The sequence below is a fragment of the Pseudomonas sp. THAF187a genome (genome assembly GCF_009363395.1).
GTDB classification, from domain to species: domain Bacteria; phylum Pseudomonadota; class Gammaproteobacteria; order Pseudomonadales; family Pseudomonadaceae; genus Aquipseudomonas; species Aquipseudomonas khazarica.
Genome location: NZ_CP045349.1, coordinates 2010930 through 2032078 on the forward strand (window position 1 = coordinate 2010930; position 21149 = coordinate 2032078).

Consider the following 21149-nt stretch of genomic DNA (forward strand, 5'->3'; position numbering starts at 1 on the left):
CGCCTGTGGCTGTTTCTCAGGCTTCTTCCAGGTTGTATTTCTTCAGCAGCGCGCTGTACTCGCCACTGGCCTTGAAGTCGTCCAGCGCGGCTTTCAGTGCGTCGAGCAACTGGGCGTTGCCCTTTTTCACGTAGATGCCCAGCACCTGCGGATAGATCGCACTGCTGGAACTGATGGCGATGCGGCCCTTGGCGCGTTCGACGATGCGCAACGAGGCTGCGTCGATCTCCAGGTGCGCCTGGATGTGGCCGGAGAGCAGGGCCTGGGTGGTTTCCGCGGTGGTCGGGTACTGGTTGATGGTGATGGCGGCGGCGCCTTGCGCCTTGCAGTAACCGTCGGAGACCTTCTGCAGTGCCGGAATCCACGAAGTGCCCTGCTGCAGGCCGACGGTCAGGCCGCACAGGTCTTCGGGGGTGGCCGGCTTCTTCTCGGCGTCGCTGCGTACCATGATCGCCGCGCCGGTCTTGGCGTAGGGAATGGCGTCGGCCTTTTCCAGGCGTTCGGGAAGGATGTACATGCCGGAGATGATGGTGTCGAAGCGGCCCGCGTCGAGACCGAGGATCAGGTTGGGGAAGCTGATGTCACTGAAGCTCGCTTCCAGGCCCAGGTGTCTGGCCAGGGCAGCGGACACTTCCGGGTCGAAGCCCAGTACCTTGTCGCCTTCGTAGTACTCGAACGGTGGGTAGGAAATCTCCATGCCTACCTTCAGTTCGCCACTGGACAGGGTCTTGGGTGCTTCGGCGGCCTGGCTCAGGCTGCTGGCGAGGGTGCACGCGAGGGCCAGCAGGGTGGTGCGCAGCGGGTTGCGGATTGCCATTGTGGTTATCTCCGGATCAGGTGTTGGGTTGGCAGGGGGAAATCACAGCGCGCTCAGCTGGTGCTTCAGATGGCCGAAGCTGGACGGGCGACGGGCGCGTTCGGGCAGCTGCAGCTGGCCGTCCTCGACGCGCTTCTTCAGGTATTGGTAGGTCTGCAGCGCCTGGCTCCACATGTGCTCGCCGATGCTGATGGTCTCGTAGGCCTGACCGGCTGCCTCGAACTGCGGCAACGGGCGGATCTGCGTGTGGTAGTCGCAGGCATAGAAGAAGGGGAAGGAGTAGCGCTCCTGGCTGACCTTGCGCACGCGGTGCGAAGTGGCGACGAAGGTGCCGGCACTCATGACTTCGAGCATGTCGCCGATGTTGACCACGAAGGTGCCCGGCTTCGGCGGTGCGTCGATCCACTGGCCGAGGTCGTTCATCACTTCCAGCCCCGGACGGTCGGCGAGCAGGATGGTGAAGCACTCGTAGTCGGTATGCGCACCGATACCGGGAGCGTCCTGCGCTTCGCCATCGCAGGGATAGTGGATCAGGCGCAGCTTCGATGGCGGGAAGCTGGCCATCTCGTCGAAGGTGTTCTCCGGCAGGCCCAGGGCCAGGGCGAAACCGCGGAACAGGGTGCGGCCAAGCTGGAAGATGCGCGCATAGTAGGCCTGCACGGCCTCCCTGAAACCGGGCAGGGCGGGCCAGTGGTTCGGCCCCAGCAGCGGCGTGCCGGCCAGTACCAGCGGGTTGTCGGCCGGGACTTCGAAGCCGATATCGAAGGCTTCCTTGTGGTCGGGCTTGCCGGCGCTGTAGCGCTCCTCACCCTCGGGCACGAAGCCCTTGTGACTGTCCGAGGCACCGATGTAATGGCGCATCTTGTCGTCCAGGCTCTGGGCGAAGTAGGCCTCGGCCGCCTGGTGCAGGCCATCGATGAGCGACTGCTCGATGCCGTGCCCGCTGATGTAGAGGAAGCCCACCTGGCGTGCCGCACGGCCCAGTTCTGCGGCCACGGCGTTGCGCTCGGCAGGGTCGCCGCTGAACAGGCCGGCGATGTCGACCACGGGAATTTCGGTGAAGTGCTTGCTGGTCATCATGAGCCCTCAGCGGCTGGTGAAACGGTGGAAGTGCTGGCGCTCGCAGCGCGCCATCCACTGGTTGAGCTGCCACAGGTCGGCCACCGGCACGTCGGTGAACGGCAGGTGGTGCAGGTAGCCGTCGGGGCCGAATTCGGGGGTCAGCGTGGTGACCTGGCGGCCGCGCTGCTCCTGGCTGCGCCAGATGCGCTCCCAGTGGCGCTGGTGGAAGGCGAGGTGCTCGGCGTATTCCGGTGCACCCGGATGCGGCACCTGCGGCCCCTGGTCGTAGCCGACGCGGGCCTGGATATGGTCGACCCGCTCGACGAAGGCCGAGAGGTCATCGGCGGGGTCGTCGAGCAGACGCTCGCAGGTCACCAGCCAGTGGCTGATGTCGCTGGTGAAGCGCAGTTCGGGGACCTGGCGAATCACTTCGAGGGTGACCCAGGGGTTGTACAGCGAGCGCCCCCGGTGAATCTCGAAGCAGACGTGCAGGTCGCTGGCGTCTGCCAGTTCGACGGCGCGGGCGAAGAAGTCGACCTGCTCGCCGAGTGCCCAGCGGTCGTTGCCGGGCAGCACGTTGACCAGGCGCGGGCCGAGTTCGGCGGCCCAGTCGAGCTTCATGCGCAGGTCTTCCAGGTGCACCTGCGGGCTGTCGCTCTGCCGCGGCAGTACGGGCGTGGAGGTGAACAGGGTGGCGATGTAGGGGGCGTCGTTGTCCCGCAGGATGCGGGCATTGGCGCTGCGCTGCGCGGCGGTTTCGGGGATTCGCGCCTCGAGGCCGTCGAAGCCGGCGCTGAACGCTTCGTCGAGCGCTTGTTGCCAACTGCCGCGATAGCCCCAGAGGGAGCGGAAGATATCCAGTCGCATGGCCGTCTCCTGGAGAGGGCGAGGGTCTGCGGCAGATTGGCAAGGGGCGTGAGTCGTGCCCGGTGGCGTCCGATTCGAGCCGGCGCCTTGTTATGGGCCGCATTGTTTGCCCAGGGCTCGGCTCGGTTAAATCGTTGCGAGCAAAAAATCAGTTCAGCAATCGCTGAACTAATGGGCTGTCATCGCGGATGTGTCTGGACGGCGCAGGGCGCTACACTGTCCGCCCACCGACTGCCGTAGCCGCCCATGTCCTTCGCCTTGCCCGACCTGAAACTGCTGAAGATCTTCGTCGCCGTGGTCCGTCACCAGGGCTTCGCTGCGGCGCAGCAGGAGCTGAATCTCTCCACGTCGGCCATCAGCACTTACATGAGTCAGCTGGAAAGTCAGCTGGGCATCGTGCTCTGCCATCGAGGGCGTGGTGGTTTCAGCCTGACCAGCAAGGGCGAGTTGTTCCATCAGGAGACCTTGCGCCTGCTCGGGGAGCTGGAGGGGTTCGAACGCTACTCGGCGGCGCTCAAGGGCGAGCTGCGCGGTACCCTCAATCTCGGCGTGCTGGACTCCACCGTCAGCGATCCGGCACTGCCGCTGGCCGAGGTGATCGGGGCCTACAGCCAGGAGCACCCAGGCGTGCACCTGCACCTGTCGGTGATGAGCCCTTACGAGCTGCAGCTGGCGGTGCTGGACAACCGCCTCGACCTGGCCATCGGCGCCTTCTCCACACGCATGAACGGGCTGGTCTACCAGCCGCTGTACCGCGAGCAGCACTGGCTGTACTGCAGCGAACGGCATGCGCTGTTCGGTCAGCGGCGCATTCCGGTGGAGCTGATCACCCAGCAGCGCATGGTGGGCCGTGGCTACTGGAGCCAGGCCGAGCTGGCGCGGCATGGCTTCAAGCACAGTGCCGCGACGGTGGAGTCGATGGAGGCGCAGCTGATCCTGGTGCTGTCCGGGGCCTATATCGGCTACCTGCCGGAGCACTATGCCCAGCACTGGGTCGAGCAGAACCAGCTGCGGGTTCTGTCACCGGCGACCTTCGGTTATCAGGCACCTTTCTCGCTGATCCTGCGCCGGGGTCGTACGCGTGAGCCGCTGATCCAGACGTTTCGTGATCTGTTGAAGACGCAACTGAATCAGATCTGAAACAGGGTCGCCTCTATTCTCCGAAAGACGTAGAAACCACACCTGGCGCAGGGATTTCGCTGTGCTAGTACTTATTCATACGTCTGTACCAACTTCCAACTCGAACAGGGATGCCTCGATGCGCCAGAACCTACCCGTGACCCAGCGGGAAAGAACTTTCCCTGCTGAAGAACGCCTGATTTTCACGACCGATCTCAGCAGCAAGATCACCTACTGCAACGATGCCTTCGTCGAGATCAGCGGTTTCACCCGGGAGGAGCTGATCGGTCAGCCGCACAACCTGGTGCGCCATCCGGACATGCCGCCAGGCGTCTTCGGGCACATGTGGGACACCATCAAGCAGGGCAAGCCGTGGATGGGCATCGTCAAGAATCGGGCGAAGAACGGCGATTACTACTGGGTCAGTGCCTATGTCACGCCGATCTACGAGAACGGTCGGGTGTCCGGTTACGAGTCGGTGCGTTCGGTGCCGAGCGAGATGCAGAAGCGCCGGGCGGAGAAGCTCTATGCCCGTCTGCGCTCGGGCAAGCCGCCGGTTTCCGCGCTCGAGTACTGGACCTACGACCTGGTGCGTTCCTGGCCGCTGATCATGGCTGCGGCCCTGATGTTGGCGGCCCACTGGATACTGTCGGGTTTCTGGCTGATGGGCTTCGTCATCGTCACCCTGTTCGCCCTCGGCGCCTATCAGCTGTACAGCAAGCGGCAGTTGATCCGGCGCACGCTGGCCGAGCATCCCAAGGCCTTCACCAGTGCCCTGGTGGCGCTGACCTACAGCGACAACCGCGGTGCCCAGGCGTTGCTGGACATGGCGATGATCAGCGAGGAAGCGCGCCTGCAGACGGCGCTCACGCGGCTGGAAGACGCCGGGGTGAACGTCAAGAAGCGGGCGTCGCAGTCGGCCGAACTGTCGCGCTCCAGCTCGCAGCTGCTCGACCAGCAGCGGGCCGAGACGGATCAGTCGGCGACCGCCATCAACCAGATGGCCGCGACCATCCAGGAGGTCGCGCACAACGTGCAGAGCACCTCGCATGCCGCCGAGGAGGCCGATCGCCTGGCGCGCGAGGGGCGTGATCTGGCGGTGGGGAGCCTGGAGTCCATGCGCCAGATGGCCAAGGCGGTGAGCGATATCGGTCAGGCGGTCAACGAACTGGCCAACTCCACTCAGTCCATTGGCAGCGTGGCCGATGTGATCACGTCGATCGCCGAACAGACCAACCTGCTGGCGCTCAACGCGGCCATCGAGGCGGCCCGGGCCGGGGAGCAGGGGCGCGGGTTCGCCGTGGTGGCCGATGAGGTGCGTTCGCTGGCCTCGCGCACGCGGGAGTCCACCGAGCAGATTCACCAGATCATTTCCGACTTGCGTGCGGGAGCCGAGCGCGCGGTGGTGACGGCGGGCAAGGGCGAGGACATTTCCCGTGGCAGCGTGCAGAGCGTGGAGTCGGTGCGCGATGCGCTGGAGGGCATCAGCTCCGCCGTCACGCGCATCACCGGGATGAGTCAGCAGATGGCCGCCGCGTCCGAGCAACAGAGCCACGTCGCCGACGACATCAGCCGGCAGATCACGCGGATCGCGCAGCTGTCGGATCACAGCGCCGGTCAGGCCCACCAGGGCGCATCCATCAGCCTCGAGCTGGAGCAGATGGCCGACTACCTGCACAGCCTGGCGGAGCGCTTCAACCGCTGAGCGAGAGGTCGCGTGCAGCCCGGTATGCATCCGGGCTGCGCGGCGCGTGGCGTTCATGGCACACTGCGCGGCATGCCCCGTCCAACCTGCTCCCGCTGCCAGCGCCCGCTCGGCCATTGCCTGTGCGCGCTGATTCCTGATCTCGACAGCCGTACGCGCGTGCTCATCCTGCAGCACCCGAGCGAGGCTGGCCACGCCCTCAACACTGCACGCCTGGCGGCACTCGGCCTGGCCAATGCCGAACTGCGCGTGGGGGAAGTCTTCGACGATCTGCCGCAGTGGCTGGCACAGCCCGGTTACCGGGCCTGCCTGCTGTTTCCCGGCGACGATGCCGTGGCGCTGACCGCCTATGCACCCGCTGAGCAGCCGCTGCTGCTGGTGGTGCCCGACGGCACCTGGCGCAAGGCACGCAAGCTGCTGCACCTCAATCCGCTGCTGGCCGGCTTGCCACGGGTGAGCCTGGGCAGCGTCGCGCCGTCACGCTATCGCCTGCGTAAGGCTCCGGGAGAGGGGGCGTTGTCGACCGTGGAGGCGATCGTCGCGGCGCTGGATGCGCTGGAGGCACCGCAGCGTTTCGAGGCGCTGCTGAAGCCCTTCGATGCGCTGATCGACGGGCAGATCGCCGCGATGGGCGAGGAGGTCTTTACCCGCAACCATCTGCGTTAGGCCTGAGCGGTTAGCCGGCGTTCGGATGCTGTCGGGGGTCGGCCCCGGATTGCATCCGGGCTACGTGAATGTGGGGCTCAGCGCTCGCGCATGGCTTCGGAGCGGGCCTTCAGCACCGGTTTGAGCAGGTAGGCCAGCACGCTTTTCTCGCCGGTGATGATGTCCACACTGGCGACCATGCCGGGGATGATCAGCAGCGGGTTCTCGTCGCTGCCCAGGTGGCTCTTCTCGGTACGCACCTGGATCAGGTAGAAGCTGTTGCCTTCCTCGTCGGTGATGGTGTCGGCGCTGATCAGCTCCAGGTTGGCCTTGAGCCCGCCGTAGATGGTGTAGTCGTAGGCCGTGAACTTGACCATGGCCTTCTGCCCCGGATGGAGAAAGGCGACATCCTGCGGCCGTACCTTGGCCTCGATCAGCAGGCTGTCGTCCAGCGGCACGATCTCCAGCATGTCGCTACCGGGCTGCACCACGCCGCCGATGGTGTTGACCTTGAGCTGCTTGATCACCCCGCGCACCGGTGAGGTCACCGTGGTGCGGGTGACCTTGTCCTGGATCGCGACGCTGGTGGCATTGATCTTCTGCAGCTCGGTGCGCACCTCGTTGAGCTCCTTGAACGCCTCGGCGCGAAAGGCCAGCTGCGACTCCTGCATCTTGCTCTTGATCTCCGCCATGGCCGCTTCGGCACGTGGAATGGCCAGGTTGGTCGCTTCCAGGGCGCCACGTTGTTCCACCAGGCTGCGGCGCAGGCGCAGCAGCTCGACCTGCGAGATGGCGCCCGAGGCCACCAGTGGCTGCGACATGTTCAGTTCCTGTTGCAGCAGGCCCAGGCTGGAGCGGTACTGCTGGGCCTTGGAGCGGAACTCGGCAAGCTCCTGCTCCTTCTGCCGGTACTGCTCGCCGAGCGTGCGCTGCTCGCTCTCCAGGCGCTGCTGGCGCGAGCGGTACAGCGCCAGTTCGTCCTCGGCGAGCTGCGGAGCGTCGCGGCTGACCTCTTCCGGCAGTGCCGGGGCGCGGCCCTCGGCTTCGGCGGTGAGGCGTTCGATGCGTGCGATCAGGGCCAGGCGGTCGGCTTCGGTCTCGCCCTGGTTGGAGAGAAACCGGGTGTCATCGAGGCGCAGCAGCGTGTCGCCCTTGTTCACCACCTGGCCTTCGCGGACGAATATCTCGCTGACGATGCCGCCTTCCAGGTTCTGGATCACCTGCACCTTGCTCGACGGGATGGCCTTGCCCTGGCCGGTGGTGACTTCCTCCAGCACGGCGAAGTGTGCCCACACCAGTGCCGCCAGCAGGCAGGCGCAGACCGACCACACGGTGAGCCGCGTCAGCCAGGGTGAGTCCTCGAGAATGGCGCCTTCCACTTCCGGCATGAACTCGGTGTCCTGGCGCTTTTCGCGCAGGCTGCCGAGGTAGTTGCCGAGATTCTGCGTCGCTTGCATTGCGGGTCGCTCCTACAGGCTGGCCGGGCCGACGCGGCCCTTGCGCAGGGCTTCGATCACCGACTCCTTCGGTCCATCCGCCACGACCCGGCCGTTGTCCAGGACCGCGAGGCGTTCGACCAGGCTGAGCATGGAGGCACGGTGGGTGATGATGATCAGCGTCTTGCCCTGCACATAGGGCTGCAGACGCTGGCGCAGCAGGTCTTCGCTGGTGTTGTCCATGGCGCTGGTGGGCTCGTCCAGCACCAGGATCGGCGGGTCGAGGAGCAGGGCGCGAGCCAGCAGCACCGCCTGGCGCTGGCCGCCGGAGAGCAATTGCCCGCGCTCGCCGACGGGGCGGTCGAAGCCCTGGGGATGCTGGCGGGCGAGTTCGACCACGCCGGTCAGCTCCGCCACTTCGAGCATGCGCGAATCGTCGACGTAGCGCGCGCCCAGGGTCAGGTTGTCACGCAGGCTGCCAGCCAGCAGCGGCAGGTCATGGGACACGTAGCCGATCTGGTGGCGCAGGTCGGCGACATCGAGCTGGCGCAGGTCGAGGTTGTCCAGGAGGATCTGCCCCTCGTCCGCGCTATAGAAGGCCATCAGCAGACGGGCGAGGGTGCTCTTGCCCGAACCGCTGCGGCCGATGATGCCGAGGCGCTCGCCGGCGCCGAGGCGCAGGCTGACGTTGTTCAGGGCCGGCGCACTCTGCCCCGGGTAGGTGAAGCTGATCTGGCGCAGCTCCAGTGCCCCCTTGAGCTGGGTGCGGTCCAGCGGGCGCTGCTTCTCCTGGCGTTCCTGCGGCAGGGCCATCAGCGCGTCGGTGCTGGTCATGGTCAGGCGCGCCTGCTGGTAGCGGGTGATCAGTCCGGCGATCTGCCCCAGCGGCGAGAGAATACGACTGCCGAGCATGTAGCAGGCCACCAGCGCACCGACGCTGAGGTTGCCGGCGATGATCAGGTACACCCCGCCAACTATGGTGGCCATGCCGGCGAACTGTTGCAGGAACAGCGTACCGTTGGTGGCCAGCGCGGCGAGGAACTTGGCGTGAGCGTCCAGACGGGTGAGGGCGCCGTGGGTCTGCTCCCACTGATGCTGGCGTTCGCTCTCGGCGCTGCAGGCCTTGAGCATCTCCAGGCCGCCCAGGGTCTCGATCAGCAGCGCCTGGCGCTGCGAGCCGAGTTGCAGGCTCTTCTGCACCGTGTCGCGCAGGCGCGCCTGGATGATGAAGGCGAACAGCGCGGTCAGCGGGAACGCCAGCATCGGGATGAATACCAGGGGGCCGCCGATCAGGCCGATCACCAGCAGCATCAGCAGGGAGAAGGGCAGGTCGATCAGGCTGGTCAGCGTCACGGCGGTGAGGAAGTCGCGCAGCCCCTGGAAGTCGTGGATGCTCTGGGCGAAGCCGCCGACGGTAGCCGGCCTGGCTTTCATCGACATGCCGGTGATGCGCTCGAACAGGGTGGCCGAGAGCACCACGTCGGTCTTCTTGCCCGCCGTGTCCAGCAGGTGGGCGCGCAACACCTTGAGCAACAGCTCGAAGCCGGTGCCGATCAACAGGCCGATGGCCAGGACCCAGAGCGTCGCGGTGGCCTGGTTGGGCACCACGCGATCGTAGGTCTGCATGACGAACAGCGGCACCATCAGGCCCAGCAGGTTGATCAGCAGACTGGCCAGCACGGCGTCCGTATAGAGCCAGCGTGACAGCTTCAGGGTGTCGCGGAACCAGGCCTCGATGCGCGGCACCAGCGGAGTGCGGGCTTCTTCCAGCTCATGCCGTGGGCGGGCGAAGAACGCCTGGCCGCTGTACTCGGCGGCCAGCTGTTCGCGGCTGACCCACTGTTCGCCGCCATCCGTCTCGCAGGGCAGGATCTGCGCCTGCTGCTTCGGCCCCCACTGGCGCAGCACGGCGCTGCGGCCGTCCTTGAGCAACAGCAGCACCGGCAGGCTGAGCGGCGAGATGCTGGCCAGCTTGCGCTGCAGCAGACGCCCCTGCAGGCCGGCCCGCGCCGCAGCGCGCGGCAGCAGGTCGGCACTCAGGCGCTGTTCCGGCAGGGGCAAGCCTGCACTCAGTGTGCCGCGGCTGACGGAGCAGCCATGCAGCCTGCAGAGAATCAGCAGGCCATCGAGCAGGGGATCATCGTGGCTGAGCCGCGGATCGCTGGCCGGTCCTGGCCGTTCCATGGTGGTCATCTACTACTCCTGCCGCTACGGCTTACTTCATTTCTGGCAGGCGCGCCTCGCTCTTCACCTCGGTGAGGGCTACCGCTTCCGCCGGGACCACGACCTGCTGCTGACGCAGCAGATCACCCATCGCTGCAACGACGCGATACATCGAGAACTCTTCGCCATAGCGCACTTCCGTGTAGCGGCGGTTGGCCGTGAACAGTTCGTTCTCGCTGTCGAGCAGGTCGAGCAAGGTGCGCTGCCCCAGGCTGAACTGCTGTTGATAGGCCTCGCGCACACGTGCGGTGTAATCGGCATAGTCACGTGCCTTGGGGGTTTGCAGGCGCGCGTTTTCCATGGCGTTCCAGGCCAGCGAGAGGTTCTCGTTGAGCACCCGCAGCGCGTTGTTGCGAATGTCCATCGACTCGTTGATCTGGTGCGCGGCGGATTGCAGGCGGGCCTTGTCGCGCATGCCGTTGAACAGGTTGTAATTCATCACCACGGCGGCCCGCCAGGTGCTGTAGTGGCCTTCGTCACCCTGCACGTTGTCGTCGGCCGAGGTGGCCAGCTCCACGTCGAAGCGCGGGTAGAACGGCGACTTGGCGACTTCGTACTGCTTCTCGGCAGCCTGGACGTCGGCTTGTGCCGATTTCAGGAAGGGGTTGTTGTCCATCACCGTCTGCCGGGCTGCGAGCAGGTCTTCCGGCATGTTGCCCTTGATCGTGGCGGGCGACTCTAGCTGATCCGGCAGACGACCGACCGCGCTGAAGAAGTTGGCTTCGGCGTCGGCCAGGTTGACCTCCTCGGTATAGAGGTTGTTCTGCGCCAGAGCCAGACGGGCTTCGGACTGGTCGAGGTCGGCGGTGCTGCCGACACCCTGACGGCTGCGCAGCCCGATCTGGTCGTTGATGCGCTGGTGCGCCTGCAGGTTGTTGCGCGCCAGGGAGACCATCTCGCGGCGCATCAGCACATCCAGGTAGACCTCGACGGTACGCAGGGCGAGGCTTTCGGAGGTGCCCAGCAAGCGATAGGCGCGGGAGTTGACCACGGCCTCGGTACGGGCGACTTCATTGGGCGTGTTGAAACCGTCGAACAGCATCTGCCGCAGGCGCAGCTCCGCGTTGCGGTAGTTGAGGGTTTCCGTGTTGTGGTCGCCCAGGTCACGGGTGCTGGGGCTGTCGGTGTTCTGCCGGCCGTAGCCGACCAGCAGATCGACGGTCGGCAGGTAGCCACCCTTGGCGAATTTCACATCCTCATCCGATGCCAGGCGGCTGTTGGTCGCGGCGTGAATCTCCGGATGGTTGTCTAGCGTGCTCTGGATCGCTTCCGTGAGGTTCATGGCGTATGCCTGACTGCAGACCGTCGCCAAAAGCATGGCGCTCCATAGAGGGGATAGGGTGCGCATTGGCGTTTCTCCTTACTGAAGTTCTTATCCTGTCGCCATAAAAATGGCGTTTTGTCCTGTCAAACCGTTTCAGGCTTGTAACATCAGAGCTAAGAACAACTTTCGGAGGACCTAAGATGATTTTTTCACAACCCCTATTCGGAAAAAGTCTTATGAAGTCTGCGAAAAGCAGCACATTGTTTGAAGGTGCTAGCTGCGTAAGTGCTCATTTTTCGTGGGTTGCGCAGTTGCAGTGAGCAGTCAGGCATCAAAAATCGGGGATTCATCTGATGGAGTAGTTCGACGCATGCTGTGGTGACATTTTATTGTCAGTCGCGTTTTTCTGGATTTTGCGCCGTTCCATTTCAATCAGCTGTCAGGGCTTGTCCCCCGACTTCGAAAAGGTGTTCTGACCCTTTCGGTAGGTACGTGTCGGCGGTGGTCGGCAGCTGTAGTGAGGATGGAATCATGGCTACTCTCATCGGTATCGTCAGTCAGGTTGTCGGCGAGGTTTTCGCGGTAGCGAGCGACGGATCGCGCCGGCCTGTCAGCGAGGGCGATCGCGTCTACGCAGGAGAGCAACTGGTGACCGGAGCAACCGGCGCCGTGGCAGTCTCCATGACCAACGGTCAGCAACTGACCCTTGGCCGCGATAGCAGCATCACGCTCGACGCACAGATGCTCGCGTACCGGGGTGAAACCCAGGCACCGGTGGTCGAGGCGCCACAGCCTCCCACCGACGATGACCTGACCGACGTCGAGCGCTTGCAGGCCGCGATCGAGGCTGGCGATGACCCGACCCTGCAGGGCGAGGCGACCGCCGCCGGTCCGGGTGCCGGTGCAGGTGGCGCGGGTGGTGCCGGCGGTGGCAACTCCTTCGTGCTGCTGACCGAAGTGGGCGGCGCACTCGATCCGGTCATCGGTTATCCAACCGAGGGCCTCAACAGCGGCCCTGAATTCCCCGAAGCCGAACCCATTGCGCTGGCCGACCCGGCAGTCGATGGCATTCCCACCGGTGGCACCGCCTCCAACCAGGTGGATGAAGAAGGCCTGCCCGACGGCATCGTCGGCGGCGTGAACGACCTGGATGGTGAGGCCACCCAGGTCACAGGTGTGCTGGGTTACAGCTTTGGCCCCGACGGCCCTGGCGCGTTCGTCTGGTCCACTGCCGGTCTGGCTGCGATGGGCATCAGCTCGGGCGGGGTTCCGCTCACCTATGAAGTGAGTGCAGACGGCCTGACGCTCACGGCTTTCGCCGGGGCTACCGTGGTATTCGTCGCTCAGGTCACTGACCTGGCGACCGGCTCTTACCAGTTCGACCTGCTGGCCGCACTGGACCATGCGGCACCGGAGGAAGGGGGGAGCGACGAGAACGACATCGTCTACCTGTTCAACTACACCATCACCGACGGCAACGGCACCCCGGCGACGGGCAGCCTGAGCATTCTGGTGGACGATGACAGCCCGACGCTGACCGTCGGGCTCAACGAAGAGATGGAGGGCCGGGGCCTTAACCTGCAGCTGGATGAGACCGTGGGTGTCGACCGCGAAGCTCCGGGTGAAACGGCCGATGGCAACGACGATGATGGCGCCGGCTACCTGGGCCGTGCGACCACCGCGCTGGGTGGTGGCGGCCTGGTCAGTCTGTTCACCGTTGGTGGTGGCTACGGCCAGGATGGTCCTGGCAGCCTGACCGAGAACTTCTACTTCACCGGCATCCCGGCGGGTGGCGAGCTGAGCACCAACCTGGAAGCCACCGATGGCGGCGCCATCGTGCTGCAGATGGATGGTGACGATGTGGTGGGTGTGGACGGCGACGGCCACGTGGTCTTCCGCCTGGAAATCGTCGACTCGGCGACCGGTCCGCAACTGCAGACCACCCTGTACGAAGCGATCCGCCATGACGGCACCACCACCACGTTCGACGAAGCGCTGAACCTGCTGCTCGGTGACGACGGTGCCAGCCTGGGCCTGACCTACGAAGTGGTACGCACCGATGGCGATGGCGACCAGGTCACCGCCTCGGAAACCCTGGTACTGGCTGACGAACAAGGCTCGATCCTGACCTTCGACGACGATGGCCCGACCCAGAACGTTGGCCTGGCCCAAGGGGCCTCGGCTGATCTGCTGGCGATGGAAGTGGATGAAACCGTGGGCGTGGATCGTGCAGCCCCGGGTGAAACGGCCGATGGCAATGGCGATGACGGTGCCGGCTACCTGGGTCGCTCGACCACCGCGCTGGGCGGTGGCGGCCTGGTCGGCCTGTTCACCGCCAGTGGTGACTATGGCCAGGACGGTGCCGGCAGCGTCAGCACCAGCCTGTACTTCAGCGGCATCCCGGCGGGCGGCGAGCTGAGCACCAACCTGGAAGCCACCGATGGCGGCGCCATCGTGCTGCAGATGGATGGTGACGATGTGGTGGGTGTGGACGGCGACGGCCACGTGGTCTTCCGCCTGGAAATCGTCGACTCGGCGACCGGTCCGCAACTGCAGACCACCCTGTACGAAGCGATCCGCCATGACGGCACCACCACCACGTTCGACGAAGCGCTGAACCTGCTGCTCGGTGACGACGGTGCCAGCCTGGGCCTGACCTACGAAGTGGTACGCACCGATGGCGATGGCGACCAGGTCACCGCCTCGGAAACCCTGGTACTGGCTGACGAACAAGGCTCGATCCTGACCTTCGACGACGACGGCCCGACCCAGAACGTTGGCCTGGCCCAAGGGGCCTCGGCTGATCTGCTGGCGATGGAAGTGGATGAAACCGTGGGCGTGGATCGTGCAGCCCCGGGTGAAACGGCCGATGGCAATGGCGATGACGGTGCCGGCTACCTGGGTCGCTCGACCACCGCGCTGGGCGGTGGCGGCCTGGTCGGCCTGTTCACCGCCAGTGGTGACTATGGCCAGGACGGTGCCGGCAGCGTCAGCACCAGCCTGTACTTCAGCGGCATCCCGGCGGGTGGCGAGCTGAGCACCAACCTGGAAGCCACCGATGGCGGCGCCATCGTGCTGCAGATGGATGGTGACGATGTGGTGGGTGTGGACGGCGACGGCCACGTGGTCTTCCGCCTGGAAATCGTCGACTCGGCGACCGGTCCGCAACTGCAGACCACCCTGTACGAAGCGATCCGCCATGACGGCACCACCACCACGTTCGACGAAGCGCTGAACCTGCTGCTCGGTGACGACGGTGCCAGCCTGGGCCTGACCTACGAAGTGGTACGCACCGATGGCGATGGCGACCAGGTCACCGCCTCGGAAACCCTGGTACTGGCTGACGAACAAGGCTCGATCCTGACCTTCGACGACGACGGCCCGACCCAGAACGTTGGCCTGGCCCAAGGGGCCTCGGCTGATCTGCTGGCGATGGAAGTGGATGAAACCCTGGGCGTGGATCGTGCGGCCCCGGGCGAAACGGCCGATGGCAACGGCGATGACGGTGCCGGCTACCTGGGTCGCTCGACCACCGCGCTGGGCGGTGGTGGCCTGGTCGGCCTGTTCACCGCCAGTGGTGACTATGGCCAGGACGGTGCCGGCAGCGTCAGCACCAGCCTGTACTTCAGCGGCATCCCGGCGGGTGGCGAGCTGAGCACCAACCTGGAAGCCACCGATGGCGGCGCCATCGTGCTGCAGATGGATGGTGACGATGTGGTGGGTGTGGACGGCGACGGCCACGTGGTCTTCCGCCTGGAAATCGTCGACTCGGCGACCGGTCCGCAACTGCAGACCACCCTGTACGAAGCGATCCGCCATGACGGCACCACCACCACGTTCGACGAAGCGCTGAACCTGCTGCTCGGTGACGACGGTGCCAGCCTGGGCCTGACCTACGAAGTGGTACGCACCGATGGCGATGGCGACCAGGTCACCGCCTCGGAAACCCTGGTACTGGCTGACGAACAAGGCTCGATCCTGACCTTCGACGACGACGGCCCGACCCAGAACGTTGGCCTGGCCCAAGGGGCCTCGGCTGATCTGCTGGCGATGGAAGTGGATGAAACCCTGGGCGTGGATCGTGCGGCCCCGGGCGAAACGGCCGATGGCAACGGCGATGACGGTGCCGGCTACCTGGGTCGCTCGACCACCGCGCTGGGCGGTGGTGGCCTGGTCGGCCTGTTCACCGCCAGTGGTGACTATGGCCAGGACGGTGCCGGCAGCGTCAGCACCAGCCTGTACTTCAGCGGCATCCCGGCGGGTGGCGAGCTGAGCACCAACCTGGAAGCCACCGATGGCGGCGCCATCGTGCTGCAGATGGATGGTGACGATGTGGTGGGTGTGGACGGCGACGGCCACGTGGTCTTCCGCCTGGAAATCGTCGACTCGGCGACCGGTCCGCAACTGCAGACCACCCTGTACGAAGCGATCCGCCATGACGGCACCACCACCACGTTCGACGAAGCGCTGAACCTGCTGCTCGGTGACGACGGTGCCAGCCTGGGCCTGACCTACGAAGTGGTACGCACCGATGGCGATGGCGACCAGGTCACCGCCTCGGAAACCCTGGTACTGGCTGACGAACAAGGCTCGATCCTGACCTTCGACGACGACGGCCCGACCCAGAACGTTGGCCTGGCCCAAGGGGCCTCGGCTGATCTGCTGGCGATGGAAGTGGATGAAACCCTGGGCGTGGATCGTGCAGCCCCGGGTGAAACGGCCGATGGCAATGGCGATGACGGTGGCGGCTACCTGGGTCGCTCGACCACCGCGCTGGGCGGTGGCGGCCTGGTCGGCCTGTTCACCGCCAGTGGTGACTATGGCCAGGACGGTGCCGGCAGCGTCAGCACCAGCCTGTACTTCAGCGGCATCCCGGCGGGCGGCGAGCTGAGCACCAACCTGGAAGCCACCGATGGCGGCGCCATCGTGCTGCAGATGGATGGTGACGATGTGGTGGGTGTGGACGGCGACGGCCACGTGGTCTTCCGCCTGGAAATCGTCGACTCGGCGACCGGTCCGCAACTGCAGACCACCCTGTACGAAGCGATCCGCCATGACGGCACCACCACCACGTTCGACGAAGCGCTGAACCTGCTGCTCGGTGACGACGGTGCCAGCCTGGGCCTGACCTACGAAGTGGTACGCACCGATGGCGATGGCGACCAGGTCACCGCCTCGGAAACCCTGGTACTGGCTGACGAACAAGGCTCGATCCTGACCTTCGACGACGACGGCCCGACCCAGAACGTTGGCCTGGCCCAAGGGGCCTCGGCTGATCTGCTGGCGATGGAAGTGGATGAAACCCTGGGCGTGGATCGTGCAGCCCCGGGTGAAACGGCCGATGGCAATGGCGATGACGGTGGCGGCTACCTGGGTCGCTCGACCACCGCGCTGGGCGGTGGCGGCCTGGTCAGTCTGTTCACCGCCAGTGGTGACTATGGCCAGGACGGTGCCGGCAGCGTCAGCACCAGCCTGTACTTCAGCGGCATCCCGGCGGGTGGCGAGCTGAGCACCAACCTGGAAGCCACCGATGGCGGCGCCATCGTGCTGCAGATGGACGGTGACGATGTGGTGGGTGTGGACGGCGACGGCCACGTGGTCTTCCGCCTGGAAATCATCGACCCGGCGACCAATCCGCAACTGCAGACCACCCTGTACGAAGCGATCCGCCATGACGGCACCACCACCACGTTCGACGAAGCGCTGAACCTGCTGCTCGGTGACGACGGTGCCAGCCTGGGCCTGACCTACGAAGTGGTACGCACCGATGGCGATGGCGACCAGATCACCGCCTCGGAAACCCTGATACTGGCTGACGAACAAGGCTCGATCCTGAGCTTCGACGACGATGGCCCGACCCAGAACGTTGGCCTGGCCCAAGGGGCCTCGGCTGATCTGCTGGCGATGGAAGTGGATGAAACCCTGGGCGTGGATCGTGCAGCCCCGGGTGAAACGGCCGATGGCAACGGCGATGACGGTGGCGGCTACCTGGGTCGCTCGACCACCGCGCTGGGCGGTGGCGGCCTGGTCAGTCTGTTCACCGCCAGTGGCGACTATGGCCAGGACGGTGCCGGCAGCGTCAGCACCAGCCTGTACTTCAGCGGCATCCCGGCGGGCGGCGAGCTGAGCACCAACCTGGAAGCCACCGATGGCGGCGCCATCGTGCTGCAGATGGACGGTGACGATGTGGTGGGTGTGGACGGCGACGGCCACGTGGTCTTCCGCCTGGAAATCATCGACCCGGCGACCAATCCGCAACTGCAGACCACCCTGTACGAAGCGATCCGCCATGACGGCACCACCACCACGTTAGACGAAGCGCTGAACCTGCTGCTCGGTGACGACGGTGCCAGCCTGGGCCTGACCTACGAAGTGGTGCGCACCGATGGCGATGGCGACCAGATCACCGCCTCGGAAACCCTGGTGCTGGCTGACGAACAAGGCTCGATCCTGAGCTTCGACGACGATGGCCCGACCGTGACTCCGCCTGAGTGCGCCGAAGTCGAGGAGGTCAACGGCTACGTCACGCAAGGTGTCATCGAAGCCGACTACGGCAGTGACGGCGGTGGCTTCGACCTCTCCGCCAATGGCGGGCCGACCGCGGATGGCCTGTTCTATACCGTGGTCAAGCTGAACGGCGTGACGACGCTGACCGCAACGGTCGGTGACGCCAGCGGTGAGACGTTCTTCATCCTCACCGTGTATGACGACCCCGATGCGCTCGGCAACGGCAACAACTACCAGCTGGAGATCGTCAATTCGCGTCCGGTCACCACCGCCGACTTCAACCTGACGGGCATCTCTGCGGGGCAGCCGCAGCCGTCCTTCTACGTGGAGAGCGGCGAGGGCCTTGCGGTCACCCTGACGGGTAACGGCCTGGTCAATCCGTCCACACAGGGGGTCGGTGTCGGTGGCAACAACCTCATCGACGTCGGCGAAGAGCTGCACATGACCTTCAGCGCCACCGTCTACTCGGCGGAGGTGGATGTGCAGAAGCTGTCCTCCGGTGACGAGCTGTTCTGGCAGGCCTATGACAGCAACGACGTCCTGGTGGCGGCGGGTACCTACACCGGCCAGGGCTCCGAGAGCTCGCTGTTCAGCTTCAACCTGGCCGATTCCGACTTCACCACCGGTTCGGCAGCGTCGCTGTTGAATGGCTTCATCAAGCTGACCTTCGGCTCCAATGACGGTGACTATCGGATTCAGGAAATCACCCTGGAGCAGACATTCCTGCCTCCAGACCTCGACCTGTCCTTCCAGATCGATGTCGTCGACGGCGACAACGATACGGTGAGCACGCAGCTCGATGTCTGCTTCGTCGATGACACGCCGACTGGCGGCTACGCGTTCGACCTGGTCGACGAGGAAGGGCTGTCCGGCGGCATCATCGGTGGCGTCGAGGACGATGCCGGGGCTGCCACCACGGTGACCGGCAGTCTGGGCTACGACTACGGTGGCGATGGCTTCGGCAGCTTCACCTGGCTGACGGACGACCTGCCGAGCATCACCTCGGGTGGTCAGACGGTCGAGTATGTGGTCAGTGGCAATGGCCAGGTGCTGACCGCGCAGATCGAAGGCAGCGGACAGCCGGTGTTCACCGTGACGCTCACCAATCCGGCAACGGGTGGCTTCCAGTTCCAGCTGTTCGAGCCTCTGGACCATCCGGCCCCGGGCTCCGGGAGCGTGGAGAACAACCTGAACTTCGAGTTCGACTACCAGATGGTCGACGGCAATGGTTCGCCAGCCGAGGGTGTGCTGGAAATCTCCGTGGATGACGACTCGCCGCTGGCCCAGAACCTCAGCCAGAGCCGCGAGGCGTCCGGCGACGTCAACACCAACCTGCTGGTGGTGCTGGACGTTTCCGGCAGCATGAACAGCTCCGCTGACTTCGGCGGTCTGTCGCGCCTGGAGGCTGCCAAGCTGGCGGTGCTCGAACTGCTGGAGCAGTACGAGGCGATGGGTGACGTGAAGGTGAGGTTGGTGACATTCGCCAGCGGCGCGGCTGCCTACGGCACCACCTGGATGACGGTGGATGCTGCCAAGGCGGCGGTGATCGGCTTCCCGGAATCCTCCAACAGTGCGACGACCAACTACGATGCCGCGTTGGACACGGCGATGAGTGCCTGGCAGTCGGCTGGCAAGCTGACGCTCACCGACAACCCGGGCGAGCCGCTGCAGAACGTCTCGTACTTCCTGTCGGACGGTGTGCCGAACCAGCCGGATGGCAGCGCGGGTATCAACCCTGCCGAGGAGGCCGAATGGATCGACTTCCTCAATGCCCAGCACATCCAGTCCTACGCCCTGGGCATGGGACCGGCGGCAGAGGTCAATGACAACCCCCCCGGCAACTACAGCAACAACGATCAGCTCGATCCGATCGCCTACGATGGCACTTCAGGGAGCAACACCAATGCCATCGCGGTGAACGACTTCGCCGATCTGGAAGATGTTCTGGTCCAGACCGCGCAGGCGACACCGATCAGCGGCAATCTGACCGACGGCGTCAATGGCTTCGGTGCCGATGGCGGGCGGGTCAAGTCGGTGGTGGTCAATGGCGTGACCTACACCTTCAATGTCGGTGTCAACCCGACCATCACCGGTTCGGACGGCAGTGTGGTCAATGGCATGACCCTGAATCTGGTCTTGGCCGCCGGGGCGATGCTCTCGGTGAACATGGCGACGGGCGAGTACAGCTATGTGTCTGCCGCCAACGTGGGTAGCGGCACCACCCAGCAGGTCGGCTTCATCCTGATCGACAACGATGGCGACCAGAGCGGCCTGGCGAACCTGACCATCACGGTCGATCCGGCGGACGGCCCGATGGTGGCGCGCGATGACTATGTGATCGCACGCAGCAACAGCTTCGACATCCCGGACTGGGCCCTGCTGGCCAATGACGGTGGGCCCAACAGCTCGATCCAGGCGATCACCAGCATCGTCTCGACTGCAGGCCTGACGGCAGTTCACGGCAGTTCCTCGGTCGCGGTGTCGTCGGCCAGCGATGGTGAGTCCTTCGTCTACCAGAGCCAGGCCGGAGGCCAGACTGCACAGGCCAAGGTGACGATCCTCGATGTCGACACCAGCGGTTCGCTGGACGGTGATTTCCTCGACGAGATACTCATCGATGGCGACAGCGGCAGGACTCTCAACGGCAACAGTGGTGACGACATCCTGATCGGCAATGGCGGCAGTGACACGCTCAATGGCGGTGACGGAAACGACATCCTGGTGGGCGGTACGGGCAGCGACACGCTCAACGGTGGCGATGGCAATGACACGGCCAGCTACATCGATGCCACCAGTGGGGTGAACATCACGCTGAACAACTCCGGCAACGCCAGTGGCGGTAGCGTGAGTGGCTGGGCCTCGGGTGATCAGTTGAGCAGTATCGAGAACCTGATCGGTTCGAACTTCAACGACACTCTCGTTGGCGGCAACCAGGACAACGTGCTCGGCGGCCTGTTGGGCAACGACACGCTGTACGGTGGCGGCGGTAACGATGTGCTGATCGGCGGTCGCGGCAACGACACCATGAGCGGTGGGTCGTTGGTCAACAGCAGTGGCCAGGACTCCTTCGTCTGGCTCAACGGCGACACGGGTATCGATACGGTGCTCAACTTCGTGCGCAACTTCAACGCGGGGGGCGACGGTGATCGCCTGGATCTCTCCGACCTGCTGGTCGGCGAGAATGGCTCCTCCGGCGATATCGGCAACCTGCTCGACTACCTGCAGATCACCTCCAGTGAGCTGCCCGGCCAGGGGACTTCGGCCTGGGATACGACGATCAAGATCAGTGCCATGGGCACGGGCGACTTCAGCAGCCCGGATCAGACCATCGTGTTGCAGGACGTCAACCTGCTGGGTGACAGCGGCGTGGGTGGATACGGTGCCGGGGGGGATACCGGTAGCGTGATCCTGGCCATGCTCAATGACGGTACTTTAAATGTAGATACGGTCTGACCTTCACTTATATGATCGACCCGCTACCTTTTCAGGTAGCGGGTTTTTTTT

The 21149-nt window shown here is 65.0% G+C and carries 10 protein-coding genes and 1 pseudogene; 5 read left to right on the forward strand and 6 right to left on the reverse strand.

Annotated features, from left to right (window positions below; translation table 11 throughout):
- Positions 1-16 precede the first annotated feature (16 nt).
- The 3 genes from FIV02_RS09355 to FIV02_RS09365 are packed head-to-tail and all read right to left on the reverse strand — an operon-like array spanning position 17 to position 2746.
- Positions 17-817, reverse strand: a complete 801-nt coding sequence (locus FIV02_RS09355; RefSeq protein ID WP_152488451.1) for an ABC transporter substrate-binding protein — start codon at positions 815-817, stop codon at positions 17-19.
- Between the two features lie 42 nt (positions 818-859).
- Entirely contained in the window at positions 860-1897 is a 1038-nt protein-coding gene (locus tag FIV02_RS09360) for an isopenicillin N synthase family oxygenase (RefSeq protein WP_152488452.1), read from the reverse strand.
- A 6-nt stretch (positions 1898-1903) separates the two neighbouring features.
- Complete coding sequence (locus FIV02_RS09365; protein ID WP_152488453.1) at positions 1904-2746, reverse strand: sugar phosphate isomerase/epimerase; 843 nt, start codon at positions 2744-2746, stop codon at positions 1904-1906.
- A gap of 246 nt (positions 2747-2992) precedes the next feature.
- Here FIV02_RS09365 and FIV02_RS09370 point away from each other — a divergent pair, with 246 nt between their 5' ends.
- The 4 genes and pseudogenes from FIV02_RS09370 to FIV02_RS09380 all read left to right on the forward strand — a co-directional run bounded on the left by FIV02_RS09370 (position 2993) and on the right by FIV02_RS09380 (position 6236).
- Positions 2993-3886: a LysR family transcriptional regulator gene (locus FIV02_RS09370; protein WP_037053424.1), complete on the forward strand. Its 894-nt coding sequence runs from the start codon at positions 2993-2995 to the stop codon at positions 3884-3886.
- A 118-nt stretch (positions 3887-4004) separates the two neighbouring features.
- Positions 4005-4286: pseudogene (locus tag FIV02_RS25210) on the forward strand (PAS domain-containing protein); the annotation flags it as partial.
- Between the two features lie 243 nt (positions 4287-4529).
- A complete protein-coding gene (locus FIV02_RS09375) occupies positions 4530-5570 on the forward strand; it encodes a methyl-accepting chemotaxis protein (RefSeq protein ID WP_371923276.1) in 1041 nt (346 codons plus the stop codon).
- Positions 5571-5642: 72 nt separating this feature from the next.
- Positions 5643-6236 carry a tRNA-uridine aminocarboxypropyltransferase gene (locus tag FIV02_RS09380; RefSeq protein WP_152488455.1) on the forward strand — a complete coding sequence of 198 codons (594 nt, stop codon included), beginning with the start codon at positions 5643-5645 and terminating at the stop codon, positions 6234-6236.
- Between the two features lie 77 nt (positions 6237-6313).
- Here the strand turns inward: FIV02_RS09380 and FIV02_RS09385 are convergent, their stop codons facing one another.
- From FIV02_RS09385 to FIV02_RS09395, 3 genes are read right to left on the reverse strand one after another with little or no spacing between them, the layout of a single operon-like run.
- On the reverse strand, positions 6314-7672 hold the full coding sequence (locus tag FIV02_RS09385) for an HlyD family type I secretion periplasmic adaptor subunit (RefSeq protein ID WP_047584828.1): 1359 nt from the start codon (positions 7670-7672) through the stop codon (positions 6314-6316).
- 12 nt (positions 7673-7684) lie between these two features.
- On the reverse strand, positions 7685-9844 hold the full coding sequence (locus FIV02_RS09390; RefSeq protein ID WP_134677990.1) for a type I secretion system permease/ATPase: 2160 nt from the start codon (positions 9842-9844) through the stop codon (positions 7685-7687).
- 22 nt (positions 9845-9866) lie between these two features.
- Complete coding sequence (locus tag FIV02_RS09395; RefSeq protein WP_037053415.1) at positions 9867-11222, reverse strand: TolC family outer membrane protein; 1356 nt, start codon at positions 11220-11222, stop codon at positions 9867-9869.
- Positions 11223-11669: 447 nt separating this feature from the next.
- On the opposite strand from FIV02_RS09395, the gene FIV02_RS09400 reads away from it, so the two are divergent.
- Entirely contained in the window at positions 11670-21098 is a 9429-nt protein-coding gene (locus FIV02_RS09400) for a retention module-containing protein (protein ID WP_152494741.1), read from the forward strand.
- The last annotated feature ends 51 nt before the right edge of the window (positions 21099-21149 follow it).